This window comes from Leucobacter aridicollis (assembly GCF_013409595.1).
GTDB lineage: Bacteria > Actinomycetota > Actinomycetes > Actinomycetales > Microbacteriaceae > Leucobacter > Leucobacter aridicollis.
Genome location: NZ_JACCBD010000001.1, coordinates 2,761,261 through 2,781,139 on the forward strand (window position 1 = coordinate 2,761,261; position 19,879 = coordinate 2,781,139).

The 19,879-nt window shown below is 67.7% G+C and carries 18 protein-coding genes; 7 read left to right on the forward strand and 11 right to left on the reverse strand.

Annotation, left to right across the window (positions count from 1 at the left end; translation table 11 throughout):
- Positions 1-114: 114 nt before the first annotated feature.
- Positions 115-1,239, forward strand: a complete 1,125-nt coding sequence (gene serC, locus BJ960_RS12845; RefSeq protein ID WP_185987576.1) for a phosphoserine transaminase — start codon at positions 115-117, stop codon at positions 1,237-1,239.
- A gap of 111 nt (positions 1,240-1,350) precedes the next feature.
- Here serC and rlmB read toward each other — a convergent pair whose 3' ends face one another.
- Genes rlmB through phoU form a run of 3 tightly spaced genes read right to left on the reverse strand, consistent with a single transcriptional unit; the run spans position 1,351 to position 4,551 of the window.
- Positions 1,351-2,358, reverse strand: coding sequence for a 23S rRNA (guanosine(2251)-2'-O)-methyltransferase RlmB (gene rlmB / locus BJ960_RS12850; RefSeq protein WP_185987577.1), 1,008 nt, complete (start codon positions 2,356-2,358; stop codon positions 1,351-1,353).
- Positions 2,355-3,839, reverse strand: a complete 1,485-nt coding sequence (gene cysS / locus BJ960_RS12855; protein WP_185987578.1) for a cysteine--tRNA ligase — start codon at positions 3,837-3,839, stop codon at positions 2,355-2,357. The genes rlmB and cysS overlap by 4 nt, the downstream gene beginning before the upstream one ends.
- A gap of 58 nt (positions 3,840-3,897) precedes the next feature.
- Positions 3,898-4,551, reverse strand: coding sequence for a phosphate signaling complex protein PhoU (phoU, locus tag BJ960_RS12860; protein WP_121078020.1), 654 nt, complete (start codon positions 4,549-4,551; stop codon positions 3,898-3,900).
- 137 nt (positions 4,552-4,688) lie between these two features.
- Between phoU and BJ960_RS12865 the strand changes: the two genes are divergently transcribed.
- Positions 4,689-5,801 (forward strand): sensor histidine kinase, encoded by a 1,113-nt coding sequence (locus tag BJ960_RS12865; protein WP_185987579.1) that lies wholly within the window; start codon positions 4,689-4,691, stop codon positions 5,799-5,801.
- On the forward strand, positions 5,801-6,493 hold the full coding sequence (locus BJ960_RS12870; RefSeq protein ID WP_121078024.1) for a response regulator transcription factor: 693 nt from the start codon (positions 5,801-5,803) through the stop codon (positions 6,491-6,493). The genes BJ960_RS12865 and BJ960_RS12870 overlap by 1 nt, the downstream gene beginning before the upstream one ends.
- Positions 6,494-6,581: 88 nt before the next feature.
- On the opposite strand, the gene BJ960_RS12875 is transcribed toward BJ960_RS12870, so the two are convergent.
- Positions 6,582-7,217 (reverse strand): DNA modification methylase, encoded by a 636-nt coding sequence (locus BJ960_RS12875; protein ID WP_185987580.1) that lies wholly within the window; start codon positions 7,215-7,217, stop codon positions 6,582-6,584.
- A gap of 181 nt (positions 7,218-7,398) precedes the next feature.
- Here BJ960_RS12875 and BJ960_RS12880 point away from each other — a divergent pair, with 181 nt between their 5' ends.
- Complete coding sequence (locus BJ960_RS12880; protein ID WP_042544077.1) at positions 7,399-7,884, forward strand: CarD family transcriptional regulator; 486 nt, start codon at positions 7,399-7,401, stop codon at positions 7,882-7,884.
- A gap of 94 nt (positions 7,885-7,978) precedes the next feature.
- On the opposite strand, the gene BJ960_RS12885 is transcribed toward BJ960_RS12880, so the two are convergent.
- Complete coding sequence (locus BJ960_RS12885) at positions 7,979-8,890, reverse strand: alpha/beta hydrolase family protein (RefSeq protein ID WP_185987581.1); 912 nt, start codon at positions 8,888-8,890, stop codon at positions 7,979-7,981.
- 296 nt (positions 8,891-9,186) lie between these two features.
- On the reverse strand, positions 9,187-10,950 hold the full coding sequence (locus BJ960_RS12890; protein ID WP_185987582.1) for a proline--tRNA ligase: 1,764 nt from the start codon (positions 10,948-10,950) through the stop codon (positions 9,187-9,189).
- A gap of 28 nt (positions 10,951-10,978) precedes the next feature.
- On the opposite strand from BJ960_RS12890, the gene BJ960_RS12895 reads away from it, so the two are divergent.
- The gene (locus tag BJ960_RS12895) at positions 10,979-12,496 is read left to right on the forward strand and encodes a phospholipid carrier-dependent glycosyltransferase (RefSeq protein ID WP_221936309.1); all 1,518 of its coding nucleotides are present in this window, start codon (positions 10,979-10,981) and stop codon (positions 12,494-12,496) included.
- A gap of 4 nt (positions 12,497-12,500) precedes the next feature.
- Here BJ960_RS12895 and BJ960_RS12900 read toward each other — a convergent pair whose 3' ends face one another.
- Complete coding sequence (locus tag BJ960_RS12900; protein ID WP_185987583.1) at positions 12,501-13,421, reverse strand: NAD(P)-dependent oxidoreductase; 921 nt, start codon at positions 13,419-13,421, stop codon at positions 12,501-12,503.
- A gap of 117 nt (positions 13,422-13,538) precedes the next feature.
- Between BJ960_RS12900 and BJ960_RS12905 the strand changes: the two genes are divergently transcribed.
- Positions 13,539-14,450, forward strand: coding sequence for a LysR family transcriptional regulator (locus BJ960_RS12905; protein ID WP_237463448.1), 912 nt, complete (start codon positions 13,539-13,541; stop codon positions 14,448-14,450).
- Here the strand turns inward: BJ960_RS12905 and BJ960_RS12910 are convergent, their stop codons facing one another.
- Complete coding sequence (locus tag BJ960_RS12910) at positions 14,451-15,800, reverse strand: MFS transporter (RefSeq protein ID WP_185987584.1); 1,350 nt, start codon at positions 15,798-15,800, stop codon at positions 14,451-14,453. It lies immediately after the preceding gene.
- Positions 15,801-15,982: 182 nt separating this feature from the next.
- Here BJ960_RS12910 and BJ960_RS12915 point away from each other — a divergent pair, with 182 nt between their 5' ends.
- Positions 15,983-16,576: a TetR/AcrR family transcriptional regulator gene (locus BJ960_RS12915; protein WP_185987585.1), complete on the forward strand. Its 594-nt coding sequence runs from the start codon at positions 15,983-15,985 to the stop codon at positions 16,574-16,576.
- A gap of 128 nt (positions 16,577-16,704) precedes the next feature.
- On the opposite strand, the gene BJ960_RS12920 is transcribed toward BJ960_RS12915, so the two are convergent.
- The 3 genes from BJ960_RS12920 to BJ960_RS12930 are packed head-to-tail and all read right to left on the reverse strand — an operon-like array spanning position 16,705 to position 19,801.
- Positions 16,705-17,781: a phosphotransferase family protein gene (locus tag BJ960_RS12920; RefSeq protein WP_185987586.1), complete on the reverse strand. Its 1,077-nt coding sequence runs from the start codon at positions 17,779-17,781 to the stop codon at positions 16,705-16,707.
- Positions 17,778-19,028 carry an acyl-CoA dehydrogenase family protein gene (locus tag BJ960_RS12925; RefSeq protein ID WP_185987587.1) on the reverse strand — a complete coding sequence of 417 codons (1,251 nt, stop codon included), beginning with the start codon at positions 19,026-19,028 and terminating at the stop codon, positions 17,778-17,780. The genes BJ960_RS12920 and BJ960_RS12925 overlap by 4 nt, the downstream gene beginning before the upstream one ends.
- On the reverse strand, positions 19,025-19,801 hold the full coding sequence (locus tag BJ960_RS12930) for an SDR family oxidoreductase (protein WP_185987588.1): 777 nt from the start codon (positions 19,799-19,801) through the stop codon (positions 19,025-19,027). Before BJ960_RS12930 ends, BJ960_RS12925 begins: the two co-directional genes overlap by 4 nt.
- Positions 19,802-19,879 lie beyond the last annotated feature (78 nt).

The window sequence follows — 19,879 nt, forward strand, 5'->3', positions numbered from 1 at the left end:
TCGGGGCGGGCTCACGCAAGAGTTCAGCCACAGGGCCGCAGGATTCGGCCAGCGGAACCGAATCGCGACCCCGTAGATGCCGAGCAAACGCGCATTAGTCCATACAATTAGGGCATGCCCGCGATTGAACTCCCATCCTCACTCATTCCCGCAGACGGACGTTTCGGTTGCGGCCCTTCGAAGATTCGGGACGAACAGCTGTCGTTCCTCGCAAGCCTGCAGCCAACGGTGCTCGGCACCTCGCATCGCCAGGCTCCCGTGAAGAACCTCGTCGGCTCGATTCGTGAGGGACTGTCGTCACTCTTCCGTGCGCCCGAGGGCTACGAGATCCTTCTCGCGAACGGTGGCGCAACGACGTTCTGGGACTCCGCGGTGCACTCGCTCATCTCCCGCCGGAGCCAACACCTCACCTTCGGCGAGTTCGGCGCGAAGTTCGGCGCCGCCGCTGCAGCCGCGCCGTTCCTCGAGGAGCCGGTGATTCGCAAGGCCGACGCAGGCTCGCGCTCCGAGCTCGCGCCACAGGCTGGCGTCGATGTCTACGCGTACCCGCACAACGAAACCTCGACGGGCGTCATGGCAGAGGTTCGCCGCGCTGCGGGCCCCGACGTGGATCCCGGCGCGCTCACCGTGGTTGACGCGACGAGCGCGGCGGGCGGCATCGATTTTGACGCCGCCGAGACCGACGTCTACTACTTCTCGCCCCAGAAGAACTTCGCCTCGGACGGCGGCCTGTGGTTTGCGCTCGTCTCCCCCGCAGCGATCGAGCGGATCGAGCAGCAGACGAACGGCGACCGCTACATCCCGGAGTCGCTCAACCTGGCGGGCGCCCTGTCGAACTCTCGCTTGAACCAGACGCTCAACACTCCGGCGCTGGCGACGCTCGCACTCATGGACGAGCAGGTCAGGTGGATCAACGAGAACGGCGGCCTCACCTGGGCGTCGGCGCGGACCGCGGAATCCTCGGGTGTGCTCTACGAGTGGGCCGAGCAGTCCGAGGTTGCGACGCCGTTCGTCACCGATCCCGCGCACCGCTCGCAGGTCGTCGCGACAATCGATTTCGACGACTCGATCGACGCCTCGGCAATCTCGAAGGCGCTCCGCGAGAACGGGATCGTTGACACCGAGCCGTACCGCAAGCTCGGCCGCAACCAGCTGCGCATTGCGACGTTCACGGCGATCGAGCCCGACGACGTGCGCACCCTCACCGGCGCCATCGACTACATCCTCGAGCGCCTCTAGCCCGCGCCGCGGCGCCGGAGCGCAGAGCACGCTCCAGTACTACGAGAAAGCCCCCGCCTCTTCGGCGGGGGCTTTCTCGTTCGGCCCGGGGCACCCGGGCGCGAAACCGACTTACTCGGCGGCAGCCTCGGCCGCGCGCAGCTTCGATACCTCGTAGAGCGCCACAGACGCGGCGATGCCCGCGTTGAGCGACTCAGTGACCGCGGAGATCGGGATCGACACGATCGCATCGCACGTCTCAGTGACGAGGCGGGACAGGCCCTTGCCCTCGCTGCCGACAACGATCACGAGCGGGCGGCCCGCGAGGTCGAGATTGGGGAGGCTCACGTCACCGTCGCCGTCGAGTCCGACGACGAAGAGCCCCTGCTTCTTCAGCTCTTTCAGCGTCTGCGTGAGGTTCGACGCGCGCGCGACGGGGATGCGCGCTGCGGCGCCTGCCGAGGTCTTCCAGGATGCCGAGTTCAGGCTCGCCGTGCGGCGCTGCGGCACGATGACGCCCTGCCCGCCGAACGCGCCGACGGAGCGGATGATCGCGCCGAGGTTGCGGGGGTCGGTCACGCCGTCGAGCGCGACGAAGAGCGGGGTCTCGTCGCGATCGAGCACCTCCTCGAGGAGGTCCATCGGGTGTGCGTACTCCATCGGCGGGACCTTGAGCACGACGCCCTGGTGGACGGTGTCGCGGTCGGTCATCCGGTCGAGCTCTTGGCGCATCACTTCGAGCACGGCCACGCCGCGGTTGGTCGCGATGCGCATGATCTCGCGCATGCGGTCGTCCATCTCGACGCGAGCGGCGATGTAGAGCGTGGTCGCCGGGATCTTTGTGCGCAGCGCTTCGAGCACCGCGTTGCGGCCGGTGACGAGCTCGGACTCGTCGGTCTTGCGCTTGCTCTGCCCCTGGCCGCCGCCTGCTCCGGCTCCGCCGCGCTGGTGGCGCGCCTTCGCAGCTTCGTAGCGCTCGCGGGCGGCCTTGGCCTTTGCCGCGGGGTGGTACTCGCGGTCGACGGCCTTCGGCGTCGGGCCGCGGCCCTCGAGCGCCTGGCGGCCCTGGCCACCAGATCCGACGCCCTTACCGAGCCCCTTCTTGCGTACGGCGCCTGAGCGCCCCTTCTTATTGGTCATGCGTGGCTCCAGCGGGTTCCGGTCGGACTGTCTTCAAGGATGATTCCGGCCCCGGCAAGACGATCCCTGATCGCGTCACTGGTGGCGAAGTCTTTGTTCGCGCGCGCTTCGGCACGCTGTTCGATGAGGCCGACTACGAGCGCGTCGAGCGCAGAATCGGCAGCGGCGTTCCCAGAAGCCGCGCCCCACAGACTATCGCGTGGATCGAGTCCAAGCACATCGAGCATCGCGACGACCTCAATCGCGCGGTGCAGCAGGATGTCGCCGTCGCCCGCGTCGATCGCAGAATTGCCGGCGCGGACCGCGTCGTGCAGCACCGCGAGCGCCTGCGGGATCGCGAAGTCATCGAGCATCGCCGCGGTGAATTCGGCGGGGAGCGATTCGGTCGTCGCGGCGCCCCCGAGCGGGGCAAGGTAGAGCTGCGCGGCGGCCTCGCCTGCGGCGTGATCCTCCGCGGCGCCGACGATGTACTCCTCGGCGCGCTCGAGGAAGCCCTCGATGCGGTCGAAGGCAGCCGCGGCCTCGGCGAGCGAGCCGTCCGAGTACTCGAGCGTCGACCGGTAGTGCGCAGCGCCAAGGAAGTAGCGGAGCACGACCGGGCGGGCCTGCGCGAGGAGGTCGACCGCGAACAGCGAGTTGCCGAGCGACTTCGACATCTTCTGGCCGCCAGTGTTCACGAGGCCGTTGTGCACCCAGTGCTTCGCGAAGCCCTGTCCGGCCGCGCGCGACTGCGCGAGCTCGTTCTCGTGGTGCGGGAAGCGCAGGTCGAGGCCACCGCCGTGGATGTCGAATGCGTCGCCGAGGTAGCGTGCGGCCATCGCCGAGCACTCGATGTGCCAGCCGGGCCGGCCGTCACCCCAGGGGGACGGCCACGACGCGGTCGCGGGCTCCGTATCGCGGTGCGCTTTCCACAGCGCGAAGTCCCGCGGGTCGCGCTTGCCGACGGGCTCGGAATCGGCGGCGTCTTCCATCTGGTCGCGCCGCTGCCGCGTGAGGGAGCCGTAGTCCGCCCAGCTGGCGGTGTCGAAGTAGACGCTCGCCGAGCCGTCGTTCGCCTGGTAGGCGTGCCCGCGCTCGATGAGCTCCCCGATGAGGGCGACCATCTCGCGAATGTTCGCGGTGGCCCGCGGCTCGTATGTGGGGGCGAGCACGCCGAGGGCGTCATAGGCCGCCGTGAACTCGCGCTCGACGCGGTAAGCGAGCGCCCACCATTCCTCGGTGCCACCCGCCTCCTGCGCCGCGCGGGCGTTGTCGAGGATCTTGTCGTCGATGTCGGTGACGTTCCGGATCAGGGTGACGTCGTGCCCCGTCGCGCGGAACCACCTGCGCATCTGGTCGTACACGAGCACGCTGCGCAGGTGGCCGATGTGCGGCGCTGACTGCACGGTCGGCCCGCAGACGTAGATGCCAACCTTGCCCGCGTGGCGCGGAACGAAGTCAACAATTGCCTGCTGGTGCGTGTCGTAGATGCGTTGTGTCACGCGACAAGCCTACCGTTCGCAGGTTCACAGGCCGCCGAATGTTTCGGCGGCCTGTGAGTTAGTCGAAGTCGTTCGAGATCTCGCCCGAGAAGAAGAACTGCATCTGCTTCGCGACACCGACAGCGTGGTCGCCGAAGCGCTCGTGGTAGCGGCTCGCGAGGGTCGCATCGACGAGCCCGAGGGCGTCCGCGTTCACCTTGTCGCTGAGCATCTTCGTGAAGACCTTCGCGTGCAGCTTGTCGAGGTCGTCTTCGAGGTCGCGGATCTCGAGCAGGATCGCCGGATCCTGCTCGCGGAGCAGCCGTACGACGGCCTCGGCCATCTCGACGTCGAGTGCTCCCATGCGTGTGAACACCTTGCGGAGCCCCTTCGGGATCGCGCTGTCCGGGTAGCGGTAGCGGGCGAGCTCGGCGATGTGTTCTGCGAGGTCAGACATGCGCTCAAGTTCGGAGCTCATGCGCAGCGACGCGACGACGAGGCGCAGGTCTGACGCGACCGGCTGCTGCCGGAGCAGGATGTCGAAGGCGAGCTCGTCGAGCGCGAGTGCGAGCGCGTTGACCTCTTCCGAGCGTTCGATAACGTTCTCGGCGAGCTCCGCATCCGAGTCGCCGAAGGCAGTCGTCGCCTCGCCGATCGATGCTTCAACGAGCTCTGCCATCAGTGCGAGTCGCTCTTGCAACTCGCTCAGCGACTGCTGAAATACTGCGCGCATGATGTCCTTTCGTGGCCAACCTCTTGCGTTCTTACTTTCCCTGCTGACGGTGAACTGTCCGTCACTACAAGGTAAACAGTGAGCGAACTCTTCACTACCCGGTGCGCGGATGGTTCGCTCCCGTTTACGATGAAGACATGCTCCAGCTTGCCGAGCTCCCGCAGAGCCATGGCCTCCCCGAGACTGCAACCGCAATCCTCGATGGGCTCGACGTGTTCGCTGTCATTCTCGACCGCTCGCTCACCGCGGTGTACGCGAATGATGTTGCGCGTCGGAGCGAGAGCCCGACCGAGCTCGGGCTGCTGCGCACGCTCGAGTTTCGCAAGCGGGCGAAGAGCGTCTTCGAGACCGGGATCGCGTCGCATCGTGACCCGAAGCCGGCGGACCCCGGCGCTCCCGTGCGCACCCACGTTGTCCGCATCGAGGAAGACTTTCTCGTTGTCATCGCGGAGGACCTCGCGGAGGAACAGCGCCTCACCGCCATGCGTCGCGACTTCATCGCGAACGTCTCCCACGAGCTCAAGACCCCCATCGCCGCGGTCGGCCTCCTCGCCGAGGCGGTGAAGGAGGCGGCCGACGATCCTGAGCTGGTGCGCGAGTTCGCGGCGAGCCTCGTGAAGGAATCCAAGCGGCTCGCTGATCTCTCGCGCGACATCATCCAGTTGTCTGAGGCGCAGTCGACGCTGCGCCCCGAGCTTCTCGAGCCCGTTGACCTGCGCTCGGCGGTGGACAGCGAGATCGATGCCCACGAGAGCTTCGCGGAGCGGCGCGGCGTCGACCTGTTCTTTATCGACAGTTCGAACCCGAAGCGAACGTCGGTGATCCAGGGCCGCGCGAGCGCGATCGAAAGCGCGATCGCGAACATTCTCAGTAACGCGATCAGGCACTCGCCTCCCGGCGCGTCGGTCAGGATCAGGATCGCCCACAAGAAGCGTCACTTCACCGTCACGATCACCGACTCGGGCCCCGGGATCGCCGAGGAACACCTCGAGCGCATCTTCGAGCGGTTTTACCGCGTCGATGGCGCGCGCAGTCGCGAGGATGGCGGGACCGGCCTTGGCCTGAGCATCGCCCGGCACTCGCTTCGCGCGCACGGGGGCGACGTCACGGTGCGCTCCACGCCGGGCGAAGGGGCCCGGTTTACGCTTTCATTCCCACTCAACGACATTCCGAAGAAGAAGCGCGCAAAGCGTGTGAAGCGCACGCGCAAAGCCCTCAAGCAGCTCACAGACACGAAAGGACGCGTCTAGTGTCCCCAAGCATCCTCCTCGTCGAAGACGAAGAGTCAATCTCGAAGCCGCTCGCGTTCCTGCTCGAACGCGAGGGATACAGCGTCACGGTCGTTGCCGACGGCAACGACGCGGTGCGCACCTTCGCCTCAGACGGGGCCGACCTCGTGCTGCTCGACCTCATGCTGCCGGGCCTGCCTGGCACCGAGGTCTGCCGCGAGATCCGGCTCCGGTCGCAAGTGCCAATCATCATGCTCACCGCCAAGGACAGCGAGATCGATATCGTGGTTGGGCTTGAGCTCGGCGCCGACGACTACGTCACGAAGCCTTACTCCACCCGCGAGCTCCTCGCCCGCGTCCGCGCCGCACTTCGACGCGCAGTGCCCGCGGAGGAGGCGGAGGACGACGACGGCGAGGGCGCACTCGATTCACACGGCATCAGGCTCGACACCGACCGCCACACGGTGACCGTGCGTGGCAATGAGGTTGCGATGCCGCTGCGAGAGTTCGAGCTCCTTGAGCTCCTCATGCGTCATAGCGGGCGCGTGCTCACGCGCGGCCAGCTCATCGACCGGGTCTGGGGCAGCGACTACTACGGCGACACGAAGACGCTCGACGTCCACGTGAAGCGCGTGCGTTCGCGCATCGAGGAGGAGCCGGCGCAGCCCAAGCTCATCTCGACGGTTCGCGGCGTCGGCTACCGCTTCGGATAGCCGCTCCCCCGCAGCTACGACAACGGGCGCCCCGCGAGTATCTCGCGGGGCGCCCGTTGCGTCTGCGGCGCACGCGCCGCGAACCGTGTTAGCCGGCCTGGTTGGTGAGCGCCTCGGCTGCCTCAGCTGCAACGCGGGTGGTGAACTCCTCGACGGTCTCCCCAGCTTCCTTCGCTGCGGCGGCAATCTCTTCCTCGGTCATCTTCGCGAGATCCGCGATGCTGGCCTCGGATACGGCGCCTGCGCCCTCGGGCAGCACGTACGCCTGGTACTCCTTGAGCGTGCCGTCAAGCAGCGGCACGTACTCGACGAGATCGCCGGTGCCGTTGATCGTGAAGTAGCTCTTCACGGTCTGGCCGGCCTGCAGGCCTTCGAGCGGGGTGACGAGCAGCTCGTCGTCAGTGTTCGGGTTACCGAACGAGGTCGTGCCCTCGGGCGCGACGAAATCGATGGTGGCGTCGGCCGACTCGCTCTTCATGCTCACCGAGACGTTGGCGGGCGCGCCGGTCTCGTTGACGGCGGTGAAGACGAGGTTGAAGTTCTCGCCCGCCTCGTCAGCGACGAGCATGATGTTGCGCAGCGCAACGCCTTCTGAGGTGACCTGCACACCATCGCTCGGGGCGTACTCGACGCCGGTAGCGTTGTGCGCGATCAGGCTGCACCCGCTCATGCCGAGCGTGAGCGCTGCTGCAAGTGCGAGTGAAGCGGCGATCCGATTCTTCAAGAGGGCCTCCGAGCCGTGTATGAACTGAAACGTGCGCGCCCGAAGCACGCAGACCTGGTTCAATACTATCCCTCGCGCGGACCGCTTGCGACCTGCTGCGCGACGAGTCGCAAGATACACCAGCTTCCGGAGGGCGAGCTGTGGTATTCTAGTGGTTGGATTTACACCAAGGAGCAACTCGATGCAATTTGAGGTCGGAGAGACCGTCGTCTACCCCCACCACGGCGCAGCCAAGATCATCGAGGTGAAGAAGCGCAAACTCGGTGGCGAGGAGAAGCTCTTCCTGAAGCTTCAGGTCGACCAGGGCGACCTGACCATCGAGGTTCCCGCAGAGAACTGCGATCTCGTCGGCGTACGCGACGTGATTGACCAGGAGGGCCTCAAGGAGGTCTTCGAGGTGCTGCGCACGCCCTTCACCGAGGAGCCCACGAACTGGTCGCGCCGGTTCAAGGCGAACACCGAGAAGCTTGCTTCCGGCGACGTCATCAAGGTGTCCGAGGTCGTCCGCGACCTGTGGCGCCGCGACCAGGAAGTTCGCTCGCTGTCGGCTGGCGAGAAGCGCATGCTCGCGAAGGCTCGTCAGATCCTCGTGTCCGAGCTCGCGCTGGCGGAGAAGACCGACGAGGAGAAGGCTGGCCTGATTCTCGACGAGGTTCTCGCCTCCTAGCAAGATTTCGCGCTGCGCGCGTGAACTGGCCCCGGCTGTGCTGTGCACGCCGGGGCCAGTTGCGTCTGTGCAACCGATGCCTCGCGTCGCGACGTCAGCGCTGCGCGAGCCAGTCGGCCGAACGGCCCCAGAGCGGCTCCCTGAAGCGCTCGTGGAACACCCCGAGATGCCCGATCTCAGACACGCCAAGATCGGCTGGCACGAGCTCGCGCCGCGACACTCGAGCGCTCGACAGATAGCTGAGGAACCGCTCGGTCGCAGGCTCCGTCGCGAACGGGTCGTCAGTCGCGGCCACCGCGAGCACGTCGAACTTGAGGGCAGCAACGCGCTCCATCACGGCGGCCCCACCGGGCCCAATCGTGTCGGCGAAGTCTGATCGACCGCGGGCCCAATCGAAGGCGACTCCCCTCGGGATGTCTTCGAGCCAGCCGAGTCGCTTGCCGGGAAAGTAGCCTGCGACGCTGGCGATCGCGGGCATCGCGACGTGCCAGCGGAGCAGCGTCCGCGGGTGTCCGGCCGCGTAATCGCGCCAGTGCGCGTGCTGGGCCCCAACCGTGAGGAGTCGCGTCACGGAGGCCGCCCGAGGTGCGACACAGATGCCGAGGCCGCCGAAGCTATGCCCGACACCGACGATCGTGCGATCTGGCCCGTCCCGCTGCGCCCAGTCGATGACGGCGTCAATGTCGAGGGTGCCCCACTCGTGCCAGCGGGTGCGCATCCGACGCAGCGCCCGTGTGCCACCAGCGGGCGCAGATCTGCCCACGCCCCGATAGTCGGCGACGATTGCCCGGAAGCCGCGGCCAGCGAGGAAGGCGCCATAGCGCCAGTAGTACGAGGCCTTCGCGCCAGTCGCGGTCGTGATGACCGCCGTCATCCCGAGGTCAGTCTCGGGGGCCGGGGCGAATGCGCGGGCCGATAGGACAAAGCCGTCAGCGCAGGTGATGGTGACGTCGTCTCCGGGCGCACCGCCAGCGGCCTGCCGTGATGCGGGCGCGCTGCCAGTCACTCAGTCCCTCCGTCGGTCTGCACCCATCGTATCCGAGCCGGCCCACCGCCGTCAGGCCCTGTTCGGATGGGCCCGACAAGCCCTCTTCGCCCCACCGCTCACCGTCCGGCCCCGGAGACTCAGCCAAAAGCACTGAGATCTGCAGTTTGAATGCCGTTCCTTCGCTGGAAGGGCATTCAAACTGCAGATCTCAAGTGGTGCGGCCGAGGCTGGAGCCGAAGGCCAGAGCCGAGGGCCAGCGCCGAAGGCCAGGGCTGAGGCTGGAGCCCGGCAGCGTTGGGCTCGCGCCCCGGGGGCTACGCGAACAGGCCGGGGACCTCCGCGAGGGCGACCTTCTCCTTGGTTCCAGCCGCGCGGTCCCAAACCTCGGCGAAGCCCTCCGCTGCGTCGCGGCCCACGACGACCACGCGCGGCACTCCGAGCAGCTCGGCGTCGCCGAACTTCACGCCGGGCGAGACCTTCGGACGGTCGTCGAACAGGACGTCGACGCGTGCGTCGGCGAGCTGAGCGACGAGCTTCTCGGCGACCTCGAGCACCTCAGGGTCCTTGCCGGTCGCGACGACGTGCACGTCGAACGGTGCGATCGCGCGCGGCCAGACGAGTCCGCGCTCGTCGTTGTTGAGCTCGGCGAGCGCCGCCATGATGCGGGTGACGCCGATGCCGTACGAGCCCATCGTGACGGTGACAAGCTTGCCGTTCTCGTCGAGCACCTTCAGGCCAAGCGCCTCCGCGTACTTGCGTCCCAGCTGGAAGACGTGTCCGATCTCCATGCCGCGAGCGGTCTCGATCGGGCCCGAGCCGTCGGGTGCAGGATCGCCCTCGCGCACCGACGCAATCTCGACGACGCCGTCGGCGGTGAAGTCGCGGCCGGCGACGAGGTGCGCGACGTGCTTCTCGTCTTCGTTCGCGCCGGTCACCCACGAGGTGCCGGGAACGATACGCGGATCGAGCAGGTACTTCACGCCGCTCGTGCCTTCGAGGCCGAGCACGGGGGCGTCGGCGAAGCCGGGGCCAATGTATCCCTTCACGAGTCCCGGGTGCTTTGCGAAGTCCGCGGGCGTCGCGGGCTCAACCTCGCAGTTCGGGAAGGCGACCTCGACGCGCTTCATGTCCGCGTCGCGGTCACCGGGGATGCCGACGACAACGAGCGAACGCTCGCCCTCGAGGTCGGTCACGGCGAGCACGACGTTCTTGAGCGTATCCGCAGCGGTCCACTCGCGGCCATCCTCGCGCGGCATCGTCGCGTTGACGTGCGTGACGAGGGTGTCGATGGTCGGAGTGTTGGGCGAATCGAAGACGACCGCGGCGGGCTGGCCCTCGATCGGCAGGGACTCGGGAACCGGGGTCTCATACGCCTCGACGTTGGCCGCGTAGCCGCCCGCTGAGCGCACGAACGTGTCCTCGCCGATCGCGATGGGAAGCAGGAACTCCTCCGATCGCGAGCCACCCATGGCACCGGCGTCCGCCGAAACGATGACGTACTCGAGGCCGAGCCTAGTGAAGATGCGCTCGTAGGCGTCGCGCTGCTTCTGGTAGCTCGCGTCGAGTCCCTCGTCCGAGATGTCGAACGAGTACGCGTCCTTCATGGTGAACTCGCGGCCGCGGAGCAGGCCGGCCCGGGGACGCGCCTCGTCGCGGTACTTGTCCTGGATCTGGAAGAGCTGCAGCGGCAGCTCCTTGTATGAGGAAACGATGTCTTTCACGAGCAGCGTGAAGGCTTCCTCGTGGGTGGGGGCGAGCAGGTGGTCGGCGCCGTGCCTGTCCTTCAGGCGGAACATGTTGTCGCCGTACTCTTCCCACCGGCCGGTCAGCTCGTAGGGCTCCCTCGGCAGCATCGCCGGGAAGTGCACTTCGTGCGCGCCAGCGGCCGCCATCTCCTCGCGAACGATCTGCTCGATCTTCGCCTTCACCCGGAGGCCGAGTGGCAGCCACGCAAACACGCCCGGTGACTGTCGGCGGATGTACCCCGCGCGGAGCAGCAGTTTGTGGCTCCGCGCTTCCTCGTCAGAGGGGTCTTCGCGCAGAGTCTTGAGAAAGTATGAGCTGAGCCGTGTGATCACTCTCCCATGCTAGCCCTAGGCTGAGCGTATGCCCGTCAGATTGCGCAGGCGTCCACGCGTATTCGCCGCCGTCGGCGTCTTCGCCGTGCTCGCGGTTGCCGCCGTCTTCCGGTTCTGGGCGTTGGGCCGGCCCGGCACACTTGTCTTCGACGAGCTGTACTACGTCCGCGACGCGATCACCCAGCTCGCGCACGGGTTTCCGACCGCATGGCCTGATGACGATCCTGGGATGGCGACCGGGTTTACCGACGAGCCCTCGTTCGCCGTCCACCCACCGCTCGGCAAGTGGATTATCGCGCTCGGCCTCGCAGTCCTCGGCGACGCGACGGGGTGGGGGTGGCGCTCCGCCGTCGCGCTGACCGGCGTCGCAACGGTCGCCGTCACGATGCGACTCGGGTGGCGCATCAGCAGAAGCGCCGGGGTCGCCATGTTCGCGGGGCTGTTCCTCGCGGTCGATGGCGTGCACGTTGTGCTCACCCGCGTCGGATTGCTCGACGGGATCCTCACCTTCTTCGTCGTGCTCGGCGCGCTGTTCATGTGGCGCGATCACGAGTGGGTGACCGAGCGAACCCGGGTCGCCCGCGGCGGGCTCCCCGTGCTTTGGGCGCGCCCGTGGCTCGTCGCGGCGGCCGCGGCGTTCGGCTGCGCGGCCGCCGTGAAGTGGTCTGGGCTCTATCCGCTCGCCGCGCTCCTGCTGCTGACGGCTGCGCGCGACACCATCGTCCGTTTCTCGGTTGCTCACGAAGCGCGGCGACCGCTCGGCCTGACGTCGGACCTCGACGCGCAGCGGCACGCGAGCTACGCCAGAGCGACCGGGACCGCGCTGCTACAGGCGGCCGCTACCGGACTCCTCGCGATCCCGATCGCGGTCGCCGTCTACGTCGCGAACTGGTTCGGCTGGATCTTCACTGCCGGGGGCTGGGGCCGGAGCGCCGGCTGGGTGGCGGGGCTGTGGCAGTACCACGTCGACATGTTCGCGTGGCACTCCACGCTCTCGGCGCCGCACCCGTATCAGGCGCACCCGCTCACGTGGCCATTCGGTCTCCGTCCGACCGCGATGTACTTTGAGGCCCTCGATAGCGGTCTCGTGCAGGTGATCTCGCCGATCCCGAACGTGCTCATCACGTGGGGCGGAGTCGCGGCGCTCCTGGTCCTCGCGTGGTGGGCGATCCGCGCGCTCCGTAGGCCAGCGACGCTTATCCGCTCCCGCTCGCTCGCCGCCCACGGCGCATACGCGGCCGCGTTCGTCGTCGTCTGCTACCTCTCAGGTTGGCTGCCCTGGGTGCTCACCGTGTCGCGATCCGCGGTCTTCCAGTTTTACGCCGTCGTCCTCACCCCGTTCTCCGCGCTCGCGCTCGCGCTCGTCGTCGGCGTGATCTGCAAGCGCCGCGGCTCGCTGGAGGAGACGTCCGGGCGCCGGATGGCGGTCGCGGTGTTTGTCACCGCGGCCGTGATCCTCTCGCTGGCGTTCTTCCCTGTGTGGTCTGGCGCGCCGATCCCGGAAGGATTCTGGCGGTGGCACCTGTGGCTCCCGAGTTGGGGGTAGGTCGCTATTCGCTCTCGGGCGCGTACCCCGCCACCGTGCCATCTGGCGACGAATACTTCACCACCAGGCTCGAGTCCTTGTGTCCGAGCCCCTCGTCAATCAGGCGATCCAACTGGGCCATCGCAGCGTGAGCGCCGGGGAGCGACACCCCCGTGTCGGCTCCCGCCCGAACCGCGAGGCCGATGTCTTTTCGAGCGAGATCAGCGCTGAACGTCGCATCGAAGTTCTGGTTTGCGGCCGCGCGCTCGACGATGCCCGGCACCGGATACCACGTCTGTTGGGCCCAGGATCTGCCGGAGGACGCGGATACAACGTCCCAGAACACCTGCGGATCGAGGCCGAGCTGGAGCGCGAGCTGCGAGCCCTCGGCTGACGCCTGCTGCGCGATGAAGAGCATCATATTGTTCACGATCTTCGCCGCGATGCCAGTGGTCGGCCCGCCGGTCGCGAAGACGTTGCCCGCCATCGGGCCGATGAGCTCCCGTACGCGCTCAACATGTTGCGGGGCGCCGCCGAGCATGAACGCCAGCGTGCCGTCGGACGCGCCAGCCGTGCCGCCCGAAACTGGCGCATCGACGAATGCGAACCCGCGCTCTGCGGAGCCGGTGTGACACCACTGCGACGTCTCAATGTCGACGGTCGACGAGTCGAAGAGCACCGCCCCCTGCTGGGCGTGCTCCCACACGCCGTCTGGCCCCTCGTAGACCCGTCTGACGTGTTCGCCCTTCGGCAGCATCGTGATCACGGCGTCCGCCGCGGCGACGGCCTCCGCAACGCTTGCGGCTGGGGTGACGCCCGCCGCGACGGCCTGCTCCAGCGCTGCTGCGCTCGGGTCGACCCCGAGCACGGTGTGGCCCGCAGCGATGAGGTGTGCGCTCATCCGCGACCCCATGTTTCCTAACCCGATCCACGCAATCGTTGCCATCGTGTCCTCCTTGACCTCTCTGGTGTAGCTTCAGCCTGCCGAACGACCGACTAGGAATCAATACACAGCGCAGGCCCTTTCTTGCAATCGCTCCGTGCGCTGACGCACAATGGCGGCATGCGACATCTCCGACCCGACCTCCAGCCCGAGGCGCTCATGACATTCCTCGCGGTCGCCCGGCTCGGCCGCTACACAGCGGCCGCAGACTCGCTCGGTATCAACCATTCCACGGTCTCCCGCCGCCTCGCGGCGCTCGAGGAAAGCCTCGGCGACCGCGTCCTCGTGCGCACGCCGAACGGCTGGGAACTCACCGACCTCGGCCACAAGGCGATGCTCGCAGCCGAGGAGATGGAGGCGGCGATCGGCAGGCTCGCGGCGCACGACAGTCCGAGCACGATCTCGGGCCTCGTCCGGATCGCCACCCCCGACGCCTTCGGCTCTGCCTGCGCGATTCCGGCCCTCGCGCGGGTGCAGGAGAGCCATCCTGACGTCGCGTTCGAAGTGATCGCGGCCACGCAGCGCGTGCGCCAGCACCGGTCGGGCGTCGACATCGAGATCGTCGTCGGCAAGCCGGAGGTGTACAAGGCGTCGGCGCTGCGGCTCTCGGGCTATCGACTCGCCCTGTACGCGACCGACGAGTACCTGCGGGTCTACGGTGAACCGCTCACCCTCGACGATCTCTCGGAGCATCGCCTGATCTACTACGTCGAATCTGCGCTCCAGGTCGATGAGCTCGACGCCGCGCACCAGCGGTTGCCGCTCGGCAAGCCAAGCATCAGTTCGACGAGCGTCTTCGCGCACGTCTCGGCCACACTCGAGTCCGCCGGGATCGGGATCCTCCCCGACTACCTCGCAGAGCAGCATGGCACGCTCCGGCGCGTGTTGCCCGCGGCCTACGAGCACCCCGTGGAGTACTGGGCCGTCGTGCGCGAGGAGGGCTTCCGCAAGCCGGCCGTCGCGCTCACCATCCAAGCACTCGTGGATCACGCCGGCCAGGGGAGGCCAGCGGCCTCCCCGGCGACCACATAGTTAGGCGAACCGCGCGCGGTCTGCCCGGTCGAGGTCCTGCAGATCGATGCCCTTGGTCTCCCGCAGCGAGAGCACCGCGACGAGCGTCACCAGGCACGCGGCCGCGAGGTACACCGCGATTGGCACGCTCGACCCCGTCCGCTTCAGCAGCTCAGCCGCGATGATCGGCGCGATCGAACCCGCCACGATTGACGTCACCTGGTAGCCGAGCGAGACCCCCGAGTAGCGCATGCGCGTCGGGAACATCTCGGCCATAATCGCCGGCTGTCCCGCGTACATCATGCCGTGGCACAGGAGGCCGATGACGATAGCGGTCACGATGACCACGGTGTTCTGCGTGTCAAACATCGGAAAGGCGATGAACCCCCATCCCGCGGAAAGCACGGCCCCGACGCCGTAGACCACGCGCCGACCAAGAGCATCTGCGAGTCGCCCGATCAGGGGAATCGCGATGAACTGGACGACGTGCGCGATGAGCAGGAATCCGAGGATCGGCGTCGTCTCCATCCCGACATGAATCGAAAGGTACGTGATCGAGAATGTCACGACGAGGTAATACATGATGTTCTCGGCGAACCGAAGGCCCATCGCGGTGAACACCTGGCGCGGGTAGTAACGGAACACCTCGACGAGTCCGTTCGTGCGCTTCTCAGCGACGACCTCAATCTTCTGCGATTCGGTGAAGATCGGCGCATCCGTGACCTTCGTTCGCACGTAGTACCCGACGGCGACGATGACGACCGAGAGCCAGAACCCGATCCGCCAGCCCCAGGACAGGAACTGATCGGGAGTCAGCACGCCCGACAGCACCCAGAGCACAATCGTCGCGAGCAGGTTCCCGAGCGGCAGTGCGGCCTGCGGCCAGCTTGCCCAGAACCCGCGATGGTCCTTCGGCGCGTGCTCGGCGACGAGCAGCACCGCGCCGCCCCACTCCCCACCGACCGCGAAGCCCTGCAGGAAGCGTAGGGTCACAAGCAGCGCCGGCGCCCAGTAGCCGATCGTCTGGAACGTTGGCAGGCACCCCATCAGGAATGTGCTGAGCCCCACCAGAATGATCGCGACCTGCAACAGTTTCTTGCGTCCGTATTTGTCACCGAAGTACCCGAACACGACGCCGCCGAGCGGCCGCGCGACGAATCCGACGGCGTAGGTTACGAACGCCGCAATCACGCCATCGAGCGGCTCATCCGTCTGCGGGAAGAAGATGAGGTTGAACACGAGCGTCGCGGCTGACGTGTAGAGGAAGAACTCGTACCACTCGACGACCGTCCCCGCCATCGACGCGACGACGACCTTGCGCAGTGCCCCGAGTTTCCCTGTGGGTTCGGTGCGTGAAGAATCCACTGACATTGCTACCTCCTTGTAGCTCCGACTATTGCTGACGTACATGCCCCGGGATTCCCATGCTGCTCGGTCTCCTCAGCACCCGCAACGGCCCTTCCCGCACCGCTCATGCGCAAATTTGCACACTCGCGGGCGGGGTTCCGTGTGTGCAGTTGCACCATTGCAGCCGGCGTGGAAGTCTGACACCCATGACCGAGTCCCACTTTCCAGAGGCCATCGTCTTCGACGCGTGCTGCACTGCAGCGCTGTCGTGCTTCGAGCAGAATGGCTTCCACGGCACGTCGATCCGTCAGATCGCGAGCGCCGCCGGGCTCTCGGTCCCGGGCCTGTACCACCACTACCCGTCGAAGGCCGCGCTACTCGAGAAGCTCTGCGAGGTCTCCATGTCCGAGTTGCACGCCGCCCTCACGAATGCGCGCGACGGCGCGACCTCCACGCTTGACCGCTTCGATCGCCTCGTCGCGTGCCTTCTCGAGTTCCACGCTGAGTTTGGGGCGGTCGCGTTCGTGACGTACAGCGAGATCCGGTCGCTCCAGCCCGGCCCGCGCGAAGCACACATCGACTCGCGACGCCGCGTGGAGCAGTACATCACCGACGCGGTGACAGCCGGTGTCGCCGAGGGCATCTTCGCGACCGACGAACCCCGCCACGTCGCCCGAGCGATCACGCACGTCTGTCTCGGCGTCGCCCAGTGGTATCGGCCCGGCGGCGCGAACACCGTCGCGGAGATCATCGATATCTACACGGGGATCTGCCGCGACGCAGCGCGCTACGTGCGATAGACGTCCAGCGATCATCCGGAGCCGCGCCGCCGCCGGAGCCGGAGCCGGGTGGCCACCAGAGCCGCGCGGCCGCGCGTCCGCGCGGCCGCGTCGTCGTAGACCGGCGCGTACTCGCCTCCTCCCGCCAGCTAGCGTGTCAGCTCCTGGGCGCGCTCCAAGATCTCTGGCACCGCGACCTCGAGCGTGTGCGCGAACGTGTCGCCCGGTCTCTCGCCGGCCCGCCAGCGCGTGTAGATTGCCTCGAGAAAGACGGAGGCCTTCCAGAGGGCGAGCGCCTGGTACCACCCGAGGTCACTGATGTCGAGGCCGGTCCCCGCCGCGTACCGCTCGGCGAGCTGATCCCGCGTGAGGTAGCCGGGCTCTCTCGTCGCGCTCGTAAGCTCCATGACGGTACGAGGTGAAGCGGGGTCGCTGTAGGTCGCCGTGAGATAGCCGAGGTCCGCGAGCGGATCCCCGAGTGTCGCCATCTCCCAGTCGAGCACCGCGAGCACGCTCGGCGGCCCCTCGGGCCGAAACATCACGTTGCCGAACCGGTAGTCGCCGTGCACGAGGGCCGCCCGCTGCGAGGCCGGACGGCGCCGCTCGAGCCACGCACCCACCTCGGCAACGAGCGGAAGCTCGCGCCGGGAGACTTGCGTCGCGAGCCCGGTGAAGGTCTTCACCTGTCGCTCCAGGTACCCGTCTGGCCTGCCGAACTCGGTGAGGCCAGCGCGGTCGAGGTCGAGCGAGTGAAACTCAACGAGCGTGTCGACGAGCGCTTCTGAGGCGCCGCGCTTGGCGCGTGTCGTGTCGAACGCGGCGGGCGTCTCATCGAGCAGGATCACCCCGTCGAGGTACTCCATCACGTAGAACGGCACGCCGAGCACGTCGGGGTCGGCGCAGACCGCGAGGATCCTCGGAACCGGCGCGCCCACGCGCGCGAGCCCTTGCTGCACGGTCGCCTCCCGGACCATGTCGTGCGTCGACTTGGGCAGGGGCGGCCGCGGGCCGCGGCGCAGCACGACCCGCGTCTGTCCCCGTTCGATGAGGTAGGTCACATTCGACTGTCCGTCGCCGATGCGCCGCCAGGAGATGTCGCCCTCGCCGATGCCGTGCTCGTCGAGAAAGGCCACGACGCGGTCGAGGATGAGCAGCGGCGGCATCGTGAAGCCAGCCGCCTCAGCGATGGTCGCGACGACCTCGGCGTTGGTCTCTGGGCCCGTCATCGCGCGCCCCAGGTGTCTGCACCGTGCTCGTCGACGGCGTCGAGGCGGGGCGCTCCGGCCTCAACCTCGCGCCGGCGGCGCGACGACGCGCGCTTCGCGATCGCCCACTTGTGCGTCTCGTTCGAGCCGTCGTAGATGCGGAACGGACGCACCTCGTTCGCGTAGGAGGCGAGCGGCAGCGCATCGGTCACCCCGTCGCCACCGCAGATCTGGATCGCGCGGTCGATGATCCGGCCGATCGCATCCGAGCAGTGCACCTTGGCGACCCCGGAGAGAGCCGCCCCGGCGTCGGGATCGCGGTCGAGGAGTTCGGCGGTGCGGTCGATGATCGCTTCCGAGGTCGCGATGTCGATCTCGGACTGCGCGAGCATGTCCTGAGCGACGCCGAGGTCCCTGAGCGGGGACCCAAACAACTCGCGGTTCGCCGCACGGTCGAGCGCGACGTCTTGCGCGCGCTTCGCGAGGCCGAGCCACCGCATGCAGTGGGTGAGCCGCGCCGGCCCGAGCCTGACCTGTGCGTAGGCGAAGCCCTCGCCCGGCGCACCGAGCACGGCATCGTCGCCGACGACGCAGTCCTCGAAGTAGACGTGCGGGTGCCCGCCGGCGATCGCCGTGTCGATCGCGTTGATCGGGTTGCCGACGCGCACACCGGGGTGATCCATGTCGACGAGGAGCATGGTGGCCCCCTCCGGGAATCCCTCGTCCGGGACCGCAGGGGTGCGCACCATGAGAATGCAGTACGCCGCACCCTCGGCGCCGCTGATGAAACGCTTGTGGGCGTTGATCCGCCAGCCGCCGGCGACGCGCTCCGCCGATGAGCGGAGCGCGCGCGGGTCGGATCCCGCACCGGGGTGCGGCTCCGTCATGCCGAAGCACGACCGGACGGCGCCTTCCCCGAGCGGGCGGAGGTAGCGTTCCTTCTGCGCGTCGGTCGCGATGAGCTCGAGCATGTGCATATTGCCCTCGTCGGGCGCCATGCAGTTGAGCACAGCGGGCCCGATCGGCGAGTAGCCCGCCTCGGTGAAGATCGCTGGCCAGTGTTCGAGCGGCACGCCCTGCCCGCCGTATTCGGGGGCGAGGTGGGGTGCGAATACTCCGGCGTCCTTGGCCCGCTGCATGAGGGCGAGCCGTGTCGAGTCTGGCAGCGTGGTGCCGGGTTTTGGTTCGGCGGGGATGACCACGTCGCGAATGAAGGCGCGCGTGCGCAGGCGGAGGGCCTCGTAGGGTTCAGGGAGTGCGCCGGTCATGCTGCACCCCCGACCGCGAGCAGCCCGCCGTCGAGCACGAGCGTCTGCCCGGACACCCACGACGCGTCGGGCGAGACGAGGTAGGCGACGGCGCCAGCGATGTCGGCAGGCGTGCCGAGACGCTTGAGCGGGTAGGCGGCCGCGACGTCTTGCTCGCGGCCCTCGTAGAGCGCCTTCGCGAAGTCGGTCTTCACGACGGCTGGCGCGACGGCGTTCACGCGTACCTCGGGGCCGAGCTCCGCGGCGAGGGTCGTCGTTAGGTGGCAGACCGCGGCCTTCGTGACGCCGTACATTCCAATGCCTGGCGACGGGATGTAGCCGGTCACCGATGAGAGATTGACGATCGACCCGCCATGCTGCCTGAAGCCGAGTTCCGCGTGATGGTAGGCGGCCTGCGACCAGGCCAGCGTGGAGACGATGTTCACCTCCATGATCTTGCGGGCAGCGGCGAGGTCGACCTCGATGAGTTTGCCGTAGATCGGGTTGATGCCCGCGTTGTTCACGAGAATGTCGAGCCTGCCCCACTCGGCGGCGACGCGGTCCATGACCGCCGCGCGATGCTCCGGGTCGTCGGCCTTGCCCGCCACCGCCATGACCTGTCCCTCGGGAAGCGTCGCGGCGGCCTCCTGCAGCGCGTCCTCGGTCCGCGCGGTGATGCACACCTTCGCGCCGTCGGCGGCAAGCCTGGCGGCAATCGCGAGGCCGATACCTCGGCTCGCGCCGGTGACGATTGCGGTCTTCCCAGCGAGTGGGAGGGTCTTCGTTTCAGTCATCTCAAACTCCATCGTTCTGTGCGTGCGCCTGACCGACACCGAGTGCCGACCGATCAGTCGCTCGGTATCGACTGTAGC

Excerpts from the sequence above, each read along its gene's own strand:
- BJ960_RS12880 (WP_042544077.1), top strand. The coding sequence starts at position 7,399 with ATGCAATTTGAGGTCGGAGAGACCGTCGTCTACCCCCACCACGGCGCA.
- BJ960_RS12930 (WP_185987588.1), bottom strand. The coding sequence starts at position 19,801 with ATGACTGAAACGAAGACCCTCCCACTCGCTGGGAAGACCGCAATCGTC.
- BJ960_RS12920 (WP_185987586.1), bottom strand. The coding sequence starts at position 17,781 with ATGACGGGCCCAGAGACCAACGCCGAGGTCGTCGCGACCATCGCTGAG.
- BJ960_RS12910 (WP_185987584.1), bottom strand. The coding sequence starts at position 15,800 with ATGTCAGTGGATTCTTCACGCACCGAACCCACAGGGAAACTCGGGGCA.
- phoU (WP_121078020.1), bottom strand. The coding sequence starts at position 4,551 with ATGCGCGCAGTATTTCAGCAGTCGCTGAGCGAGTTGCAAGAGCGACTC.
- BJ960_RS12865 (WP_185987579.1), top strand. The coding sequence starts at position 4,689 with ATGCTCCAGCTTGCCGAGCTCCCGCAGAGCCATGGCCTCCCCGAGACT.
- serC (WP_185987576.1), top strand. The coding sequence starts at position 115 with ATGCCCGCGATTGAACTCCCATCCTCACTCATTCCCGCAGACGGACGT.
- BJ960_RS12895 (WP_221936309.1), top strand. The coding sequence starts at position 10,979 with ATGCCCGTCAGATTGCGCAGGCGTCCACGCGTATTCGCCGCCGTCGGC.
- rlmB (WP_185987577.1), bottom strand. The coding sequence starts at position 2,358 with ATGACCAATAAGAAGGGGCGCTCAGGCGCCGTACGCAAGAAGGGGCTC.
- BJ960_RS12925 (WP_185987587.1), bottom strand. The coding sequence starts at position 19,028 with ATGACCGGCGCACTCCCTGAACCCTACGAGGCCCTCCGCCTGCGCACG.
- BJ960_RS12905 (WP_237463448.1), top strand. The coding sequence starts at position 13,539 with ATGCGACATCTCCGACCCGACCTCCAGCCCGAGGCGCTCATGACATTC.
- BJ960_RS12900 (WP_185987583.1), bottom strand. The coding sequence starts at position 13,421 with ATGGCAACGATTGCGTGGATCGGGTTAGGAAACATGGGGTCGCGGATG.
- BJ960_RS12915 (WP_185987585.1), top strand. The coding sequence starts at position 15,983 with ATGACCGAGTCCCACTTTCCAGAGGCCATCGTCTTCGACGCGTGCTGC.